The sequence below is a fragment of the Shimwellia blattae DSM 4481 = NBRC 105725 genome, assembly GCF_000262305.1.
Lineage (GTDB): Bacteria > Pseudomonadota > Gammaproteobacteria > Enterobacterales > Enterobacteriaceae > Shimwellia > Shimwellia blattae.
Window position 1 is genome coordinate 580,785 of sequence record NC_017910.1, and the last position, 14,897, is coordinate 595,681.

16 protein-coding genes are annotated in these 14,897 nt (G+C 59.0%); 3 read left to right on the forward strand and 13 right to left on the reverse strand.

The features are described 5' to 3' along the window. Nucleotides 1-129: 129 nt before the first annotated feature. Together EBL_RS02695 and ftsP are read left to right on the forward strand one after the other, a co-directional pair. Entirely contained in the window at nucleotides 130-888 is a 759-nt protein-coding gene (locus EBL_RS02695) for a 1-acylglycerol-3-phosphate O-acyltransferase (RefSeq protein WP_002443324.1), read from the forward strand. Between the two features lie 98 nt (nucleotides 889-986). Continuing rightward, nucleotides 987-2,402 carry a cell division protein FtsP gene (ftsP, locus tag EBL_RS02700; RefSeq protein WP_002443326.1) on the forward strand — a complete coding sequence of 472 codons (1,416 nt, stop codon included), beginning with the start codon at nucleotides 987-989 and terminating at the stop codon, nucleotides 2,400-2,402. A gap of 45 nt (nucleotides 2,403-2,447) precedes the next feature. On the opposite strand, the gene hemW is transcribed toward ftsP, so the two are convergent. The 5 genes from hemW to EBL_RS02725 are packed head-to-tail and all read right to left on the reverse strand — an operon-like array spanning nucleotide 2,448 to nucleotide 5,762. Further along, a complete protein-coding gene (hemW, locus tag EBL_RS02705; RefSeq protein WP_002443331.1) occupies nucleotides 2,448-3,587 on the reverse strand; it encodes a radical SAM family heme chaperone HemW in 1,140 nt (379 codons plus the stop codon). After that, complete coding sequence (locus tag EBL_RS02710; RefSeq protein ID WP_002443335.1) at nucleotides 3,580-4,173, reverse strand: XTP/dITP diphosphatase; 594 nt, start codon at nucleotides 4,171-4,173, stop codon at nucleotides 3,580-3,582. The genes hemW and EBL_RS02710 overlap by 8 nt, the downstream gene beginning before the upstream one ends. 16 nt (nucleotides 4,174-4,189) lie before the next feature. Further along, nucleotides 4,190-4,489 carry a DUF167 family protein YggU gene (gene yggU, locus EBL_RS02715; RefSeq protein ID WP_002443338.1) on the reverse strand — a complete coding sequence of 100 codons (300 nt, stop codon included), beginning with the start codon at nucleotides 4,487-4,489 and terminating at the stop codon, nucleotides 4,190-4,192. After that, the gene (locus EBL_RS02720) at nucleotides 4,486-5,040 is read right to left on the reverse strand and encodes a YggT family protein (RefSeq protein ID WP_002443339.1); all 555 of its coding nucleotides are present in this window, start codon (nucleotides 5,038-5,040) and stop codon (nucleotides 4,486-4,488) included. Before EBL_RS02720 ends, yggU begins: the two co-directional genes overlap by 4 nt. Nucleotides 5,041-5,057: 17 nt before the next feature. After that, nucleotides 5,058-5,762: a YggS family pyridoxal phosphate-dependent enzyme gene (locus tag EBL_RS02725; protein ID WP_002443341.1), complete on the reverse strand. Its 705-nt coding sequence runs from the start codon at nucleotides 5,760-5,762 to the stop codon at nucleotides 5,058-5,060. A gap of 7 nt (nucleotides 5,763-5,769) precedes the next feature. On the opposite strand from EBL_RS02725, the gene EBL_RS02730 reads away from it, so the two are divergent. After that, nucleotides 5,770-6,753 carry a type IV pilus twitching motility protein PilT gene (locus tag EBL_RS02730; protein WP_014715798.1) on the forward strand — a complete coding sequence of 328 codons (984 nt, stop codon included), beginning with the start codon at nucleotides 5,770-5,772 and terminating at the stop codon, nucleotides 6,751-6,753. Between the two features lie 10 nt (nucleotides 6,754-6,763). Here the strand turns inward: EBL_RS02730 and ruvX are convergent, their stop codons facing one another. From ruvX to metK, 8 genes are all read right to left on the reverse strand, one after another. Continuing rightward, entirely contained in the window at nucleotides 6,764-7,183 is a 420-nt protein-coding gene (gene ruvX / locus EBL_RS02735; RefSeq protein ID WP_002443345.1) for a Holliday junction resolvase RuvX, read from the reverse strand. Then, nucleotides 7,183-7,746 (reverse strand): YqgE/AlgH family protein, encoded by a 564-nt coding sequence (locus EBL_RS02740; protein WP_002443347.1) that lies wholly within the window; start codon nucleotides 7,744-7,746, stop codon nucleotides 7,183-7,185. The genes ruvX and EBL_RS02740 overlap by 1 nt, the downstream gene beginning before the upstream one ends. Before the next feature lie 113 nt (nucleotides 7,747-7,859). After that, nucleotides 7,860-8,807, reverse strand: coding sequence for a glutathione synthase (gene gshB / locus EBL_RS02745; RefSeq protein ID WP_002443349.1), 948 nt, complete (start codon nucleotides 8,805-8,807; stop codon nucleotides 7,860-7,862). Between the two features lie 33 nt (nucleotides 8,808-8,840). After that, nucleotides 8,841-9,572, reverse strand: coding sequence for a 16S rRNA (uracil(1498)-N(3))-methyltransferase (gene rsmE / locus EBL_RS02750; protein WP_002443351.1), 732 nt, complete (start codon nucleotides 9,570-9,572; stop codon nucleotides 8,841-8,843). A 103-nt stretch (nucleotides 9,573-9,675) separates the two neighbouring features. Beyond that, nucleotides 9,676-10,413 (reverse strand): deoxyribonuclease I, encoded by a 738-nt coding sequence (endA, locus tag EBL_RS02755; protein ID WP_002443353.1) that lies wholly within the window; start codon nucleotides 10,411-10,413, stop codon nucleotides 9,676-9,678. A gap of 86 nt (nucleotides 10,414-10,499) precedes the next feature. Then, nucleotides 10,500-11,009, reverse strand: a complete 510-nt coding sequence (locus EBL_RS02760; protein WP_002443354.1) for a SprT family zinc-dependent metalloprotease — start codon at nucleotides 11,007-11,009, stop codon at nucleotides 10,500-10,502. Between the two features lie 642 nt (nucleotides 11,010-11,651). Then, nucleotides 11,652-13,046, reverse strand: a complete 1,395-nt coding sequence (locus EBL_RS02765; protein ID WP_002443356.1) for a sugar porter family MFS transporter — start codon at nucleotides 13,044-13,046, stop codon at nucleotides 11,652-11,654. Nucleotides 13,047-13,423: 377 nt separating this feature from the next. After that, a complete protein-coding gene (gene metK, locus EBL_RS02770; RefSeq protein WP_002443357.1) occupies nucleotides 13,424-14,578 on the reverse strand; it encodes a methionine adenosyltransferase in 1,155 nt (384 codons plus the stop codon). Between the last annotated feature and the right edge of the window lie 319 nt (nucleotides 14,579-14,897).

Genomic DNA, 14,897 nt, shown 5'->3' on the forward strand with positions numbered 1-14,897 from the left:
TAGGTAAACATCGATTTTCGCCGTATTCTGCTGACGTTCGAACCGGGCCTTCTGGCGTATTGATGCTTTCCGGTGTTTTTTGTAATGGAATCGGTATACTGACACCGGCGTTATGCTTCTGAGGTCGTTATGCTAGCTATTGTTCGTTTTATTATTGTTGTTATTTACTGCATTCTGGTGTGTATTCTGGGATCCATCTGGTGTCTGTTCAGCCCGCGTAACCCGCGCCATGTAGCGACCTTCGGCCACCTGTTCGGGCGGATGCATCCGTTATTCGGGCTGCGTGTTGAAACCCGCTATCCGGCAGGTGCAGACAAGTTCGGTAATGCGATTTACATTGGCAACCATCAAAATAACTACGATATGATCACCGCCTCGAATATCGTATTGCCCCCTACCGTTACCGTGGGTAAAAAGAGCCTGGTGTGGATCCCGTTTTTTGGCCAGCTCTACTGGCTGACCGGTAACCTGCTGATTGATCGCGATAACCGCGCCAAAGCACACAGCACCATCGCCCAGGTGGTGAAACAGTTTAAACGCCGCAAGATTTCAATCTGGATGTTCCCTGAGGGCACCCGCAGCCGGGGCCGTGGGTTACTGCCGTTTAAAACCGGGGCCTTTCACGCCGCCATCGCCGCCGGGGTGCCGATTATTCCGGTGTGCGTCTCCAATACCAATGACAAGATCAAACTTAACCGCTGGAACAACGGCCTGGTGATTGTTGAGATGCTGGCGCCGATTGATACCTCCGGCTACGGGAAAGATCAGGTGCGTGAGCTGTCTGCCCATTGCCGCCGGGTCATGGAAGAGAAAATCAGCCAGCTGAATGCGGAAGTGGCTGAGCGCGAAGCCTCCGCCAAAGCGGCCAGTAAAAAAGAAGCCAGCTAAACCACGGAGTGGTGCGCTGATCAGAAATCACCATTTCAGTTATTTTATCCTGCGGCCCGGTATCCGCCGCGGTTCAGAGAGTTTTACACGGAGCTATTATGTCACTCAGTCGGCGGCAGTTTATTCAGGCATCAGGTGTTGCGCTTTGCGCAGGCGCGGTGCCGCTGAGGGCAAACGCAGCCAGCCAGCAGCCACCATTACCGGTTCCCCCGCTGCTGGAGTCCCGCCGTGGTCAGCCACTGTTTCTGACGATGCAGCGGGCGCACTGGGCGTTTACCACCGGTCTTGGCAAGGCACAGGTCTGGGGATTTAATGGCCGCTATATGGGGCCCACCATCCGCGTGTGGAGCGGGGATGATGTCAAAATGATCTACAGCAACCGCCTGACGGAAAACGTCGCCATGACGGTAAGCGGCCTGCAGGTGCCCGGCCCGCTGATGGGCGGCGCGCCGCGTATGATGACCCCTAACGCTGACTGGGCACCGGTCCTGCCGATTCGCCAGCAGGCGGCCACGCTCTGGTATCACGCAAACACACCTAACCGCACCGCGCAGCAGGTTTATCGCGGGCTGTGCGGCATGTGGCTGGTGGAAGACAGCATCAGCAAAGGGCTGCCGGTGCCCAACCACTACGGGGTGGATGACTTCCCGGTCATTATTCAGGACAAGCGGCTGGATAACTTCGGCACGCCGGAATACAAAGAGCCGGGCAGCGGGGGCTTTGTGGGGGATACCCTGCTGGCAAACGGGGTACAGAGCCCGTTTGTGGAAGTCTCCCGTGGCTGGGTGCGCCTGCGCCTGCTTAATGCCTCTAACTCACGCCGTTACCTGCTGAAAATGAGCGATGCCCGCCCGCTGCACGTGATTGCCGGGGATCAGGGCTTTTTGCCGGCCCCGGTGTCCGTTCAGCAGCTTTCGCTGGCCCCCGGGGAGCGCCGGGAGATCCTCGTGGATATGACAGACGGCAACGAAGTGTCCATTACCTGCGGTGAAGCCGCCGGGATCATGGACCGTATTCGCGGCTTCTTTGAGCCGTCGAGCATTCTGGTTTCCACCCTGGTGCTGACCCTGCGCCCGACCGGCCTGTTGCCGCTGGTCACCGATCCGCTACCCACCCGGTTGCTGTCTGATGAGATAATCGGCGGTGCGGCCTCTGCCAGCCGCGATATCAACCTGTCTGACGATCCGGGCATTAACGGCCAGCTGTGGGATATGAAGCGCATTGATATCCGCACCCGTCAGGGCACCTGGGAGCGCTGGAACATCCGCTCAGATGCGCCGCAGTCATTCCATATTGAAGGGGTGTCGTTCCTGATCCGCAATGTGAACGGTGCCGCTCCTCTGCCGGAAGACCGGGGCTGGAAAGATACCGTCTGGGTTGACGGTCAGGTGGAGCTGCTGGTCTATTTTGGTCAGCCCTCCTGGGAGCACTTCCCGTTCCTGTACACCAGCCAGACTCTTGAAATGGCGGACCGGGGCTCTATTGGCCAGTTGCTGGTCTCCCCGGCGCCCTGAGCGTAACACGGCGGGTATCGCCCGATACCCGCATTTTCCCGCCTCTCACTCCTCTGCCAGAAACAGCTCCAGCAGCGAATTCAGAAACAGTTTGCCGTGGCCGGTTATCTGCCAGTGGCTGTCGGTTTCGGTGATATAGCCGGCGTTGATTGCGGCGTCTATCCGGGGGCGGATGCTGTGCTCCTCCAGGCCGGTAAAGCGCGTGAAATCAGCGCGCGGTGCGGGCTCCAGCAGGCGCATACGGTTCATAAAGAACTCGAACGGTTTATCTTCCTGCGCCACATCCCGCTGGCTGTCAAGGTAGCGGCCTGCCAGATACCCCCGTGGATGGCGGGTTTTTGCGGTACGCAGGATCCTGGCGTCCGGGAAGGTGATTTTCCCGTGGGCGCCGCAGCCAATCCCCAGATAATCCCCGAAGCGCCAGTAGTTAAGGTTGTGTTGGCACTGGTAGCCGGGCAGGGCATAAGCGGAGGTTTCATATTGCTGATAACCCGCCGCGCTCAGGAGCTGATGCCCCTGCTCAAAAATATCCCACAGGGCGTCGTCGTCCGGCAGCACCGGGGGCCGGGAGCCAAACAGGGTATTGGGCTCAATGGTCAGCTGATACCAGGAGAGGTGCGGCGGGCGCAGCGCAATGGCCTGGCGTAAGTCGTCCAGGGCTTCGCTGAGGGTCTGGTCCGGCAGGCCGTGCATCAGGTCCAGGTTAAAGCTGCGCAGCCCCAGGCCCTCGGCCATGGCCGCTGCGCGTCTGGCTTCTTCCGGCCCGTGGATCCGCCCAAGGCGGGTGAGCTTCCCGGCGCTGAAGCTCTGCACGCCGATGGAGATCCGGTTAACCCCGGCCTGCTGGTAGCGGGCGAAACGGTCTGCTTCCACCGTGCCCGGGTTGGCCTCCATGGTGATCTCTGCATCTGCCGCCAGCGGCAGGCGGGCGCGCACTCCGTCCAGCAGTGTCTGCATGGCGTCACCGCTCAGCAGGCTGGGGGTGCCACCGCCAATAAAAATGGTCTGCACAGTGCGCCCCTGCGCCAGGGGGGCGTCCTGGTCCAGATCCCGCAACAGATGGCGCACGTAATCGTCGTGGGGCACCTCGCCTTTCAGGGCGTGGGAGTTAAAGTCACAGTAGGGGCACTTCTGCACACACCAGGGGATGTGAATATACAGGCTCAGGGGTGGCCGCTCAGCCATGGCGCATGGCTTCCAGCAGCAGCTTCAGCGCCTGCCCGCGATGGGAGATAGCGCGCTTTTCGTCCCGGGTCAGCTGTGCGGCGGTTTTCCCCTCAGACGGCACAAAGAACACCGGATCGTAACCAAAGCCACCGTCCCCGGCCGGGGCGCGGGCAATGCGGCCTTCCCAGCTGCCGTGGCACACCAGCGGGGTGGGGTCGTCGGCGTGGCGTAAATAGACCAGCACGCAGTGGAAACGGGCCGTGCGCTGGTCATCGGGCACTGCTTTCATGGTGTCGAGCAGTTTTTCGAGGTTCTGCCGGTCGCTGGCCTCTTCCCCGGCGTAACGGGCAGAGTAGATCCCCGGCGCGCCGCCGAGGGCATCCACCGCCAGGCCGGAGTCATCGGCAATGGCGGGCAGGCCCGTGGCCCGGGCTGCATGGCGGGCTTTGAGAATCGCGTTTTCAATAAAGGTAAGGCCGGTTTCCTCGGCAGACTCAACGCCCAGAGTGGTCTGGGCGACAATGTCGAGGCCGAAATTATTCAGAAGATCAGCCAGTTCACGCACTTTACCGGCATTCCCGGTGGCGAGGACAACTTTTTGCATCAGAGAGATCCTGTGGTTACAACGTGGTTGGCAGCAATTCGGCCACGGCGGCGGGGATCTGCCGTGGCTGGCTTATCAGCACCTGCTTGTGGCGGCCCAGCTCACCTTTTTCAATGGTGACCTGGCTTTTGGCCACCCGGAATTGCCTGGCAAGATATTTGGTCAGATGGGCATTGGCCTGCCCGTCTACCGGGGGGGCCGTAATGGCGACTTTTAACTCATCGCCATAGAGCCCGACAATCGCGTCGCGGCTGGCTTTAGGCTGAATATACAGCCTTAACACCAGCCCGTTTTCTGTCTGGCTTACGGCACTCACAGTAAATACCAGAGCCCCGGAAACAGATCCATGCCCAGATAATTCAGGAGATACAGCACCAGAATGACACCCATCGCGGAGAAGTCTATCCCGCCCATGGCCGGAATAATGCGGCGGATGGGGGCCATCATCGGCTCGGTCATCTGCATCAGCACATATTCAATCGGGCTGCGTCCCTGGCTTATCCAGCTCATCAGAGAGCGAATAATAATCACCCAGAATACCAGGCTCCCGGCGGACTTCAGCAGCGACAGCAGCCCCACCAGCAGGTTCATGGGATCCAGGCTCAGCACCCCGGCCTGAATCAGCAACAGCACCGGATACTTAATGGTGGTCAGAATAAACGCCAGCAGCAAAGAGGCGCTGTCAATCGGCCCGATGGCGGGAATAACCCGGCGCAGGGGGCCGATAATCGGCTGGGTAATTTTGACAATAAACTGTGAAAACGGATTGTAAAAGTCACAACGGGACCACTGCATCCAGATACGCAGTAGCAGGACCATTACATACAGTTCAATGAGAGTTTTGACCAGAAAAGTCAACGTCAGCATGGCGTTCCTCTGTGTTATTAGCGCGCTGCGTAATTGCGCGCGCCGAAAATTGCCGTTCCAATGCGCACCATGGTGCTGCCTGCCGCGATGGCGGCGTCCATATCATCGGTCATACCCAGTGAGAGTGTATCGGCACTGGGGTAGCGTGCCTGAAGCTGCTGTAATGCCCCGGCCATCTGGCGGGCGACGGCAAGCTGGCGCTGGTAGTCGCTCTCCGGGGCCGGGATAGCCATCAGACCGCGCAGCACCAGGCCCGGTAACGGGGCGACCTGGGCGGCCAGTGCATCCAGCTCACTTAACCCAATGCCGGATTTGCTGGTCTCATCGCTGATGTTTATCTGAATCAGGACATTAAGCGGGGCCATTTCTGCCGGGCGCTGTTCACTCAGCCGGGTGGCGATTTTCAGCCGGTCTACCGTATGGCACCAGTCGAAGTGCTCCGCGACCAGGCGGCTTTTGTTGGACTGCAGCGGCCCGATAAAGTGCCACACCAGATCCCGCTGGCTCGCTTCCTGAAAATAGCGGATTTTATCCACCCCTTCCTGAACATAGTTTTCGCCAAAGGCGCGCTGGCCCGCAAGGATTGCCTGTTCGATATCGCTCGCAGGTTTGGTTTTACTGACTGCAAGCAGGGTCACTTCTTTCGGGTCTCTGCCGCAACGCTGTGCAGCGGCAGAGATCCGTTGATGAACCTGCGCTAAATTGTCGGCAATGTGATTCATGGTAGAGATGCCTGAAATGGAAGAATTAGTGGCCCATAGTGTAAAGCATTATGTCTCTGATCTACACCTGTGTACCGGGTTTGGCTGCTGGTGGCGCCGGGCCGGTATTCTGGAGGCGGCACCGCTGGTTTTCCCCGAACCAGCGGCGCTGCTGGCCGGCTGGCTGACACCCCAGCAGCAGCTGCGCTTTGAGCGCGACCGGCAGCTGGATTTTGCCGTAACGCTTGCCTGTGGCCAGCGCCTGCGGGCCAATGCGTTTCGCCAGCGGCTGGGGGTCTCCCTGGCGCTGCGTATTCTGCCCAGACACTGCCCGTCGCTGGCAACGCTGGCGCCCCCCGCAGCCCTGGAGGGGGCCTTGTCCCGGCACAGCGGGATCCTGCTGGTGACCGGGGCGACCGGCAGCGGTAAGTCTACCAGCCTGGCGGCGATGGTGGGGTGGCTGGCGCAGCAGGGGCGCCATATTGTGTGCCTTGAAGATCCGCTGGAGTACCTGCACCCGCCCGGGAATGGCCTGGTACAACAGCGGGAGATAGGCGAGCATTGCCTGTCATTCAGTGACGGGCTGCGCGCGGCCCTGCGTGAAGATCCGGATGTCATCCTGCTGGGTGAGCTACGGGACGCAGAAACCATCCGCCTGGCGCTGACGGCGGCAGAGACCGGCCACCTGGTGCTGGGCACCCTGCATACCCGTGGTGCCTGTCAGGCGGTTTCGCGGCTGGTGGATGTCTTCCCGGATGCGGGGAAAGATGTTGTGCGGGCACAGCTGGCAGAGAGCCTGTGTGCCGTGCTGGCCCAGCGCCTGGTGGCCGCCCGGGCAGGGGGGCGGGTGGCGCTGTTTGAACTGCTGCTGAATACCACGGCGGTGGCAAACCTTATCCGCGAGGGGAAAACCCACCAGTTGCCCGGCATCCTGCAGACCGGGCGCGGGGTCGGGATGCAGAACTTCGCCCACAGCCTGGCAGAGCGCCAGGCGGCGGGGGAGCTGGCATAGCCTGCGGGGCTCAGGGGTGCTGTTCGAACCAGCTTTCCAGGATAACCACGGCAGAGGCGGAATCCACGCTGCCTTTGTCCAGCGCCCGGAAGCCGCCCTGTTCAAACAGCCCGGCCCGGGCTTCCACGGTGGTTAAGCGCTCGTCGTGCAGGGTGACGCTCACCCCGAAACGCCCGTGGAGGCGGTTGGCAAATTTCCGGGCCCGGCCGGTCAGCGGCTGTTCGCTGCCGTCCATATTCAGCGGCAGCCCGACGATAATATCATCCGGCTGCCACTCTTTAAGCAGGCGCTCCACGGCGTTCCAGTCCGGTGTGCCGTCTCTGGCTTTGAGCGCGTGCAGCGGGCGGGCGGTGCCGGTAATGCGCTGGCCAATGGCCACGCCTATGCTCTTAGTACCAAAGTCAAAAGCCAGTGAAGTGCCGCTACTCATCAGGCGTGTCCTGCATCAACGGGCATATTGTGAATATCAATGCCAATCAGTTTAGCCGCTTCGCGCCAGCGATCGGCAATCGGGGTTTTAAAGAGAATATTGAGGTCTGCCGGTGCCGTCAGCCAGGCGTTATCCAGGATCTCCTGCTCCAGCTGGCCCCGCTGCCAGGAGGCGTAACCCAGGGCCACCAGAATATGCTCTGGCTGTTTGTCGGTGCCGATGGTTTCAAGCACATCCCGGGAGGTGGTCACGATAGTATTATCAGAGATACGGATGCTGGCGCTGAATATATCCGGTGGCGTATGGAGGATAAAACCGCGATCCTCTGCCAGCGGGCCGCCCACGAAGACTGGCTTGTCCAGCCGGGCTTCTGGATCACGCAACGCGGGATCAATTTTCAGCTTATCCAGCACTTCCCGGACATTGAGCCCTTCCAGCGGCTTGTTGATAATCAGCCCCATGGCGCCGTCTTCATTGTATTCGCAGATATAAACCACCGTGCGTCTGAACAGTGGATCCCGGAGACCGGGCATGGCAATCAGAAAGTGGTGCTGTAAATTCATTGTCAAAGTCAGGGGTTCCCGGTTAGAAACGATGGCCCAGTATGGAGGGAAAGTGCGCCGGTGTCACTGAGCCCGGCGCGTGAATAAGGGGTGGGGCTACCCACCCCGGCGGCTTATTTTGCCAGGCGGCGCTCGATGGCGTCCATCAGCATGCCGGTGATAGAGATCGGGAATTGCGCCTCGATTTCCCGTACACAGGTGGGGCTGGTGACGTTTATCTCAGTCAGACGATCGCCAATGATATCCAGGCCCACGAAGATAAGCCCTTTTTGCTTCAGCACGGGGGCGACCCGGCGGGCAATGGCCCAGTCGCTTTCGGTCAGCGGGCGCGGCTCGCCCCGGCCACCGGCGGCCAGGTTACCACGGGTCTCCCCCCCTTGCGGGATACGCGCCAGGCAGTAAGGCACGGGCTCCCCGTCGACCACCAGCACGCGCTTGTCGCCGTCTTTAATGGCTGGCAGATAGTTCTGAGCCATACAGTAGCGGGTGCCAAGGGCGGTCAGGGTTTCGCCAATGACCGGCAGGTTAGGATCCCCGGCTTTCACCCGGAAAATAGACGAGCCGCCCATACCATCCAGCGGTTTGAGGATGATATCGCCATGTTTTTCATAAAACGCTTTGAGCTGCGCTTTGTTGCGGGTCACCAGGGTGTCCGGGGTGAGATCCGCAAACCAGGCGGTGAACAGTTTTTCGTTACAGTCGCGCAGGCTCTGGGGTTTGTTGACAATCAGTGTGCCTTTATCTTCCGCGCGCTCCAGAATATAGGTGGCGTAGATAAATTCCGTGTCGAACGGCGGATCTTTACGCATCAGGATCACGTCAAGGTCACCCAGCGCCATATCCTGCTCAGTGCCAAACTCGTACCACTTGTCGTAATTCTGCTCAACGCTGACCAGACGGGTGCGGGCCCGGGCTTCGCCCTGGGTCAGGTAGAGGTCAGACATCTCCATATAGTGCAGCTCATAGCCGCGGCGCTGGGCTTCCAGCAGCATCGCGAAGCTGGTGTCTTTTTTGATATTGATAGTCGCAATGGGATCCATCACGATACCGAGCTTAATCATGGTTATTCTCCTGTAGCGCCTGGTTAGCAGGCCTTAGCCCAGATCGCCAAACCGCACCTGAAGGGCGGTAATAGCGGTGAGTGCAGTCGTCTCGGTGCGCAGAACCCGTGGCCCGAGCAGAATATCGGTAAACTGATATTTTGCCGTCATGGCGATTTCGTCCGCCGACAGGCCACCTTCCGGGCCGATCAGCAGGCGCACCTGCTCCACGGGCTGGGGCAGGGTATTGATACTCTGGTGGGCTCTGGGGTGTAAATTGAGCTTCAGCCCCGTGGTCTCTTCTGCACACCACTGTTCTAAATTCATCACCGGGCGAATGTCCGGAATGCGGTTGCGGCCGCACTGTTCGCAGGCGGCAATGGCGATTTTCTGCCACTGCTGGCGTTTTTTCTCCAGCCGTTCGGCATCCAGTTTTACGCCGCAACGTTCGGAAAACAGCGGGGTAATGACGTTGACCCCCAGCTCAATGGATTTCTGAATGGTGAACTCCATTTTTTCACCACGGGACATGACCTGGCCCAGGTGGATATGCAGGGGCGACTCGCGATCGTCCACTTCACCACTGAGCACCTGCACCTGCACCCGTTTTTTATCTGCCTGGACAATTTCAGCGTTAAATATCTGGTTACTGCCATCAAATAGCTGAATTGCCTGGCCCGGGCCCATACGCAGCACGCGGGCGACATGGCCTGCGGCGTCATCGCTCAGTGCCAGTTGCTGACCCTGGGTTACCGGGGCCGGGTGGTAAATACGGGGAATGCGCATCGGGTTCGTTATCCGTCAGGGCCGGCGGTGGCCGCCAGCCTGTTAAACATGTGCGCTAGTGTAGGTTAGCTCTTTTGCCTGTGGCAAGCCCGCCGCACCAGGATCAGCGCTGCAGGGCCGTGAGGATCCCGACCGGGGGCCGCCGGGCGCAGGCCTTCTGCACATAAGGGTTGTGGTTGCCCTGAAGTGCGGCGATCCGACCGTCGCGCTTACACTCCCACGGGGTGACCGGGTACTGTCTATCCCAGGCGGTAAACAACTGTGTCTGCTGGCGCGACAGGCGCAGCTGATAGCGGTCACGCATATAGAAATAGGTGCGGGCAATGGCGCCTCTGGCCCGTGGCGGGGGCTCGGCCATTCTGGCTTTAAAATCGACTTTCATTTCGCAGCGCCCGTACTGGCGCTCTCCGCCGTGCCACTGGCTGTACATGAAATTGCCCCGATCCCCATTCACCTCGCCCACCGCAGGCTGCAGATTGTGCATATCGCTTTCCATCTGGCGATACAGGGGATCCCGGGCGCAGTTTTTGCGCCCGCCATCCTGCCAGCACTGGCGCTGGTTGCCAAATTGCCAGGCGGGCACCACATGTTCCCACTCGACCCGGCTGGCGCGGCCGGGGTTTTTGCGCACCTGATACCCGCAGGATCGCAGGTCAATATGTCCTTTTTTCCCCTGCCAGGTAATTTTACAACCGCAGTAAAAATCCCCCGGGACATCGGCATTGACTTTAACGCCTGCGGCTTTTGCCCGGGAGAAGGAGTGGATCCCGGCAGCGGTGGCGCTACCGGTCACCAGCGCCGGGATAAGTACCCCCGCCGCCAGCATAAATTTGCGAGCCATCTTCCAGTTCCCTGCTAAACGTGAAGCGAAAAACTACCGGAGACAGGCCCCGGTTGCAACCGTTAGCGGGAAAATAGCCTGATAATTCAGCTTGTTGTCTGATCGGGTAACAGGATATCGCCACAATGGACACAGCGGTACTGGCTTTCCCCGCGCAGGACGCGGTTGTGGCGGCGCACTGTCAGCATGTGCTGCTGGCAACGGCAGCGGTAGGGGAAGCTCTTCTGGCGTACAGAGGCGGTGGCGAACTGGTGGGTGCGCCGGGCGGGCACGCCGAGCACGGTTTCCATCATCCACTTCCACTCTTTACCGTGGGGGGCGACCCGGCCAAACACGGTCCACACCAGCAGGTGGGCCAGTTCGTGGGGCACCACTTCGTCAATAAATGCCTGCTGGTTTTCCAGCAGTAGCACCGGGTTGAGGCGGATTTCGTTGCGCTCCGGCCAGGCGGTTCCGGCGGCCATACCGCGCTGCTGCCAGGTGACTACCGGTTCGGCAAACTCCTGGTGAAAGTGGGCGCGGGCTTGTTGCAGGTGGTGGCGCAGGCTGTTCATGACGGCCTGCACCAGCGCAATAGGGATTCGTGGGGTTTTCATGGCCGTTGAGCATAAGAGCAGCCGGGGCCGCTGGCAAGGGGCGGCGGTATATTTGGTGGGTATATACCCGGTGCATCCGCGCCGGGCCATAAAAAAGGTTCTTCTGGCTGCCATCCTGGCAGCCAGTCCTTGAGCCGCACCTGCGTTTCCGCCGATTGCCTTTATGCGGGGGTTTAACACCCTCGCGGTCATTAACTGGCATTCAGCGGCATTTCAGCCCCTGAAACTGTTTTGTTTTACCGCAGGGGTTTTCCAGTCCCGCGTAAAAGAAACTGGCGGCGCGAAGCTGAAAAGACCAGGGGTGGCGGCCCGGATGGCCGCCACAGGGAGGGCTGAGACAGGATGTCGAATCCCGACCGGACCGCAGGATTAAGGCGCAGCAGAGCGTATCGCGTCAGCGACAGTTTCCCCGCGGGCCGGGGGTATCCCTAAAGGGGAATCGGCATTCCCCTTTAGGACGCGACCAGGTTCAGGTGCAACAGAGAAATACCGGTGCTCGGGGAGCGGAACCCGTTCACCGGGCGTTCATATGCCCGAACCTGAAGCGGGAGAGAATCGCCATTCTCACAAACCACTCGCGCGGAGCCATAAAAAAGCCCCGCGTGGTAACGCGGGGCGAAGGGCAATGCTCAGAAGCGAATATTAGTTATGCAGGCCGATTTCACGTAACGGGCGGCCTTTCATCAGGTTGCGTTCAATATGCTCCAGAGAGACATGTTTTGTCTCCGGCACCAGCCACAGGGTCAGGCCAATAAACAGCAGGTTCAGCGCGGCGTATACCCAGAAGGTGTTGGCGCTGCCCAGGTTGTTGAGCATGGTCAGGAAGGTGGCCCCGACAATCATATTCGCCACCCAGTTAGTGGCGGTAGAGCAGGTGATACCAAAATCGCGGCCTTTCAGCGGCTGAATTTCAGAGCACAGTACCCAAATCAGCGGACCGGCGCTCATGGCGAAACCGATAATGAACATCAGCAGCATGGCAACGGCAACGTACTGAGCCGTGGCGGAGTGAATACCCACATGCATCATAGTGCCGAGGGTGCCCATACCAACCGCCATCACCATAAAGCCGAGGATAAGGGTGGGTTTACGGCCCCAGCGATCCACCAGACCGATGGCGATAAAGGTAGCCAGCACGTTAGTCAGCCCCACGATAACCGTCCCCCACATCTGTTCTGTGGTGTTGGCATAACCCGCCAGCTGGAAGATTTTCGGCGCGTAATACATGATGACGTTCATCCCGGTAAACTGCTGCATGACCTGCAACAGCACCCCGAGGAAGACCGCCCGGCGGAAGTTGCTGTTCTCTTTAAACAGTGACCAGCCGCTCTGTTTGACTTTCAGGCTTTCGCGGATCTCGTCCAGCTCGCGGCGGGCCTCTTCACTGCTGTCGCGCAGGCCAAGCAGTACCCGCTCGGCGTCGTGGAAGCGGTGCTTGGCGGCAAACCAGCGCGGGCTGTCCGGCAGGAAGAACACCCCAATCAGCAGCAGCACCGCCGGGATAATAATCACGCCCAGCATCCAGCGCCACGCGCCGGAATAGCTGAATGCGGTATCGGAAAGATACGCCGCCAGGATGCCGATGGTTATCATCAGCTGGTACATGGAGATCATACTGCCGCGGATCTTCTCCGGGGCGATTTCAGACAGGTAAAGCGGCGCGGTATACGACGCCACACCCACCGCCAGGCCCAGCAGCACGCGGGCAACAATCAGGATCTCCGGGTTGGGCGCAAAGGCGGAAAACAGAGAGCCGACCACAAACAGGATAGCGCCGATCATCAGGCTGTATTTGCGGCCCAGTTTAAACGACATCCAGCCACTGACCACGGCCCCCACGGCGGCACCGAACATCATGGAGCTGACCACCCACTCCTGCTGGTGGGCGGTAATCTGGAACTCATCGGCGATAAACGGCAGCGCACCGGCCACGACGCCGATATCCAGACCAAATAACAATCCGGCCAGCGCGGCCAGAAAACAGACAAAAAATGTCATGGTTTTGTTGGAACGTTTTGTGGATCGATTGTCAGGCATCACACCCTCCGGCAGCCGCAACGGGAAATTTGGATGAGTGAAGCATAAGAGAGGCCACTGCAAAAAGATGTGATAGTTATCACGCAAGTGTAATCGATTACACTTAGTTGTAATACCCCGGTAGTAGTGCAGTACGCGATATCAATGGCTTATCGTGATTTTTTTATGGGCAGTTTGCCTGAATATCCCTGCGGTACGGCTGGTTTACGGCAATGCGTTTTCGGGTTGCAGAAGTTAATGACGGGTACATCACAGTTTAATACAGGGGGAGTGTAATCGGTTCCATATACCTGGCAATACGGCAGCAAACAGGGGAGGAGTAGCGTCACAAACGGGGAAACAGGCCCGGCAGTGCCGGGCCCGGAAGGTGTGAGGGTTTATTTCAGACCGGCGGCTTCGCGCAGCTGCGCGGCTTTGTCGGTTTTTTCCCACGGGAAGGCTTCGCGGCCAAAGTGGCCGTATGCTGCCGTCTGCTGGTAGATCGGGTGCAGCAGGTCCAGCATCTGAATCAGCCCGTAAGGACGCAGGTCGAAGAATTCACGCACCAGCAGGATAAGCTGCTCAGCGGCGACTTTTTCAGTACCGAAGGTTTCCACCATGATGGAGGTCGGCTCCGCAACGCCGATAGCGTAAGAGACCTGGATTTCACAGCGATCCGCCAGACCGGCAGCCACAATGTTTTTCGCCACATAACGGGCAGCGTAAGCGGCAGAACGGTCAACTTTAGACGGATCCTTACCGGAGAATGCGCCGCCACCGTGGCGTGCCATACCGCCGTAGGTATCTACGATGATTTTACGCCCGGTCAGGCCGCAGTCGCCCATCGGGCCACCGATAACAAAACGGCCAGTCGGGTTGATGAAGAATTTGGTGGTCGGGTTCAGCCACTCTGCCGGCAGAACCGGCTTGATGATTTCATCCATAACCGCTTCATGAAGATCTTTCTGGGAGATATCTTCAGCGTGCTGAGTGGAGAGCACCACCGCGTCAATGCCGACAACTTTACCGTCGTCATACTGGAAGGTGACCTGGCTTTTCGCATCCGGGCGCAGCCACGGCAGCGTCCCGTTTTTACGCACTTCGGCCTGGCGCTGTACCAGACGGTGCGCATAGGTAATAGGGGCGGGCATCAGCACGTCGGTTTCATTGGTGGCGTAGCCGAACATCAGGCCCTGGTCACCGGCACCCTGCTCCAGCGGGTCGGTGCGGTCAACACCCTGGTTGATATCCGGAGACTGTTTACCAATGGCGCTCAGCACGGCGCAGGAGTTGGCATCAAACCCCATATCGGAGTTTACGTAGCCAATCTCACGCACGGTTTTACGGGTGATTTCTTCGATATCCACCCATGCGCTGGTGGTGATTTCGCCGCCAACCAGCACCATGCCGGTCTTCACATAGGTTTCACAGGCTACGCGCGCTTTAGGATCCTGCTCCAGGATAGCGTCAAGAACCGCATCGGAGATTTGGTCCGCAATTTTATCAGGATGCCCTTCAGAGACTGATTCGGACGTAAAAAGGTGTTTCGCCATATTAATTTCACCCTAAGAGAAAACGGTTGGAACAGGCTGCCGGGATGTTCGTTATAACTGGCAGAATCAACTGTAAAAAACCGTTGTATCCGCCATTCCCACTGTGGGCAGTCTGTATGTTAATCGGTATAGATGGATTAACTTCTGGATGGCTATTTTAGGTTAAGGGTTAAACGAATTGCCAGTTTTTTTTGATCCAGTCTGCATTCTTTCCGGAAAGGAGCGTCAATTTACGCTGACACCTGCCAGTAAATAGTCACCCCGGGTGATTTTTTATTTTGCCTTTTCGCCCGGTTGACGGTATAAAACGCCCCGCGCG

Excerpts from the sequence above, each read along its gene's own strand:
- EBL_RS02695 (WP_002443324.1), top strand. The coding sequence starts at position 130 with ATGCTAGCTATTGTTCGTTTTATTATTGTTGTTATTTACTGCATTCTG.
- ftsP (WP_002443326.1), top strand. The coding sequence starts at position 987 with ATGTCACTCAGTCGGCGGCAGTTTATTCAGGCATCAGGTGTTGCGCTT.
- hemW (WP_002443331.1), bottom strand. The coding sequence starts at position 3,587 with ATGGCTGAGCGGCCACCCCTGAGCCTGTATATTCACATCCCCTGGTGT.
- EBL_RS02710 (WP_002443335.1), bottom strand. The coding sequence starts at position 4,173 with ATGCAAAAAGTTGTCCTCGCCACCGGGAATGCCGGTAAAGTGCGTGAA.
- EBL_RS02720 (WP_002443339.1), bottom strand. The coding sequence starts at position 5,040 with ATGCTGACGTTGACTTTTCTGGTCAAAACTCTCATTGAACTGTATGTA.
- EBL_RS02725 (WP_002443341.1), bottom strand. The coding sequence starts at position 5,762 with ATGAATCACATTGCCGACAATTTAGCGCAGGTTCATCAACGGATCTCT.
- EBL_RS02730 (WP_014715798.1), top strand. The coding sequence starts at position 5,770 with ATGCCTGAAATGGAAGAATTAGTGGCCCATAGTGTAAAGCATTATGTC.
- ruvX (WP_002443345.1), bottom strand. The coding sequence starts at position 7,183 with ATGAGTAGCGGCACTTCACTGGCTTTTGACTTTGGTACTAAGAGCATA.
- EBL_RS02740 (WP_002443347.1), bottom strand. The coding sequence starts at position 7,746 with ATGAATTTACAGCACCACTTTCTGATTGCCATGCCCGGTCTCCGGGAT.
- gshB (WP_002443349.1), bottom strand. The coding sequence starts at position 8,807 with ATGATTAAGCTCGGTATCGTGATGGATCCCATTGCGACTATCAATATC.
- rsmE (WP_002443351.1), bottom strand. The coding sequence starts at position 9,572 with ATGCGCATTCCCCGTATTTACCACCCGGCCCCGGTAACCCAGGGTCAG.
- endA (WP_002443353.1), bottom strand. The coding sequence starts at position 10,413 with ATGGCTCGCAAATTTATGCTGGCGGCGGGGGTACTTATCCCGGCGCTG.
- EBL_RS02760 (WP_002443354.1), bottom strand. The coding sequence starts at position 11,009 with ATGAAAACCCCACGAATCCCTATTGCGCTGGTGCAGGCCGTCATGAAC.
- EBL_RS02765 (WP_002443356.1), bottom strand. The coding sequence starts at position 13,046 with ATGCCTGACAATCGATCCACAAAACGTTCCAACAAAACCATGACATTT.
- metK (WP_002443357.1), bottom strand. The coding sequence starts at position 14,578 with ATGGCGAAACACCTTTTTACGTCCGAATCAGTCTCTGAAGGGCATCCT.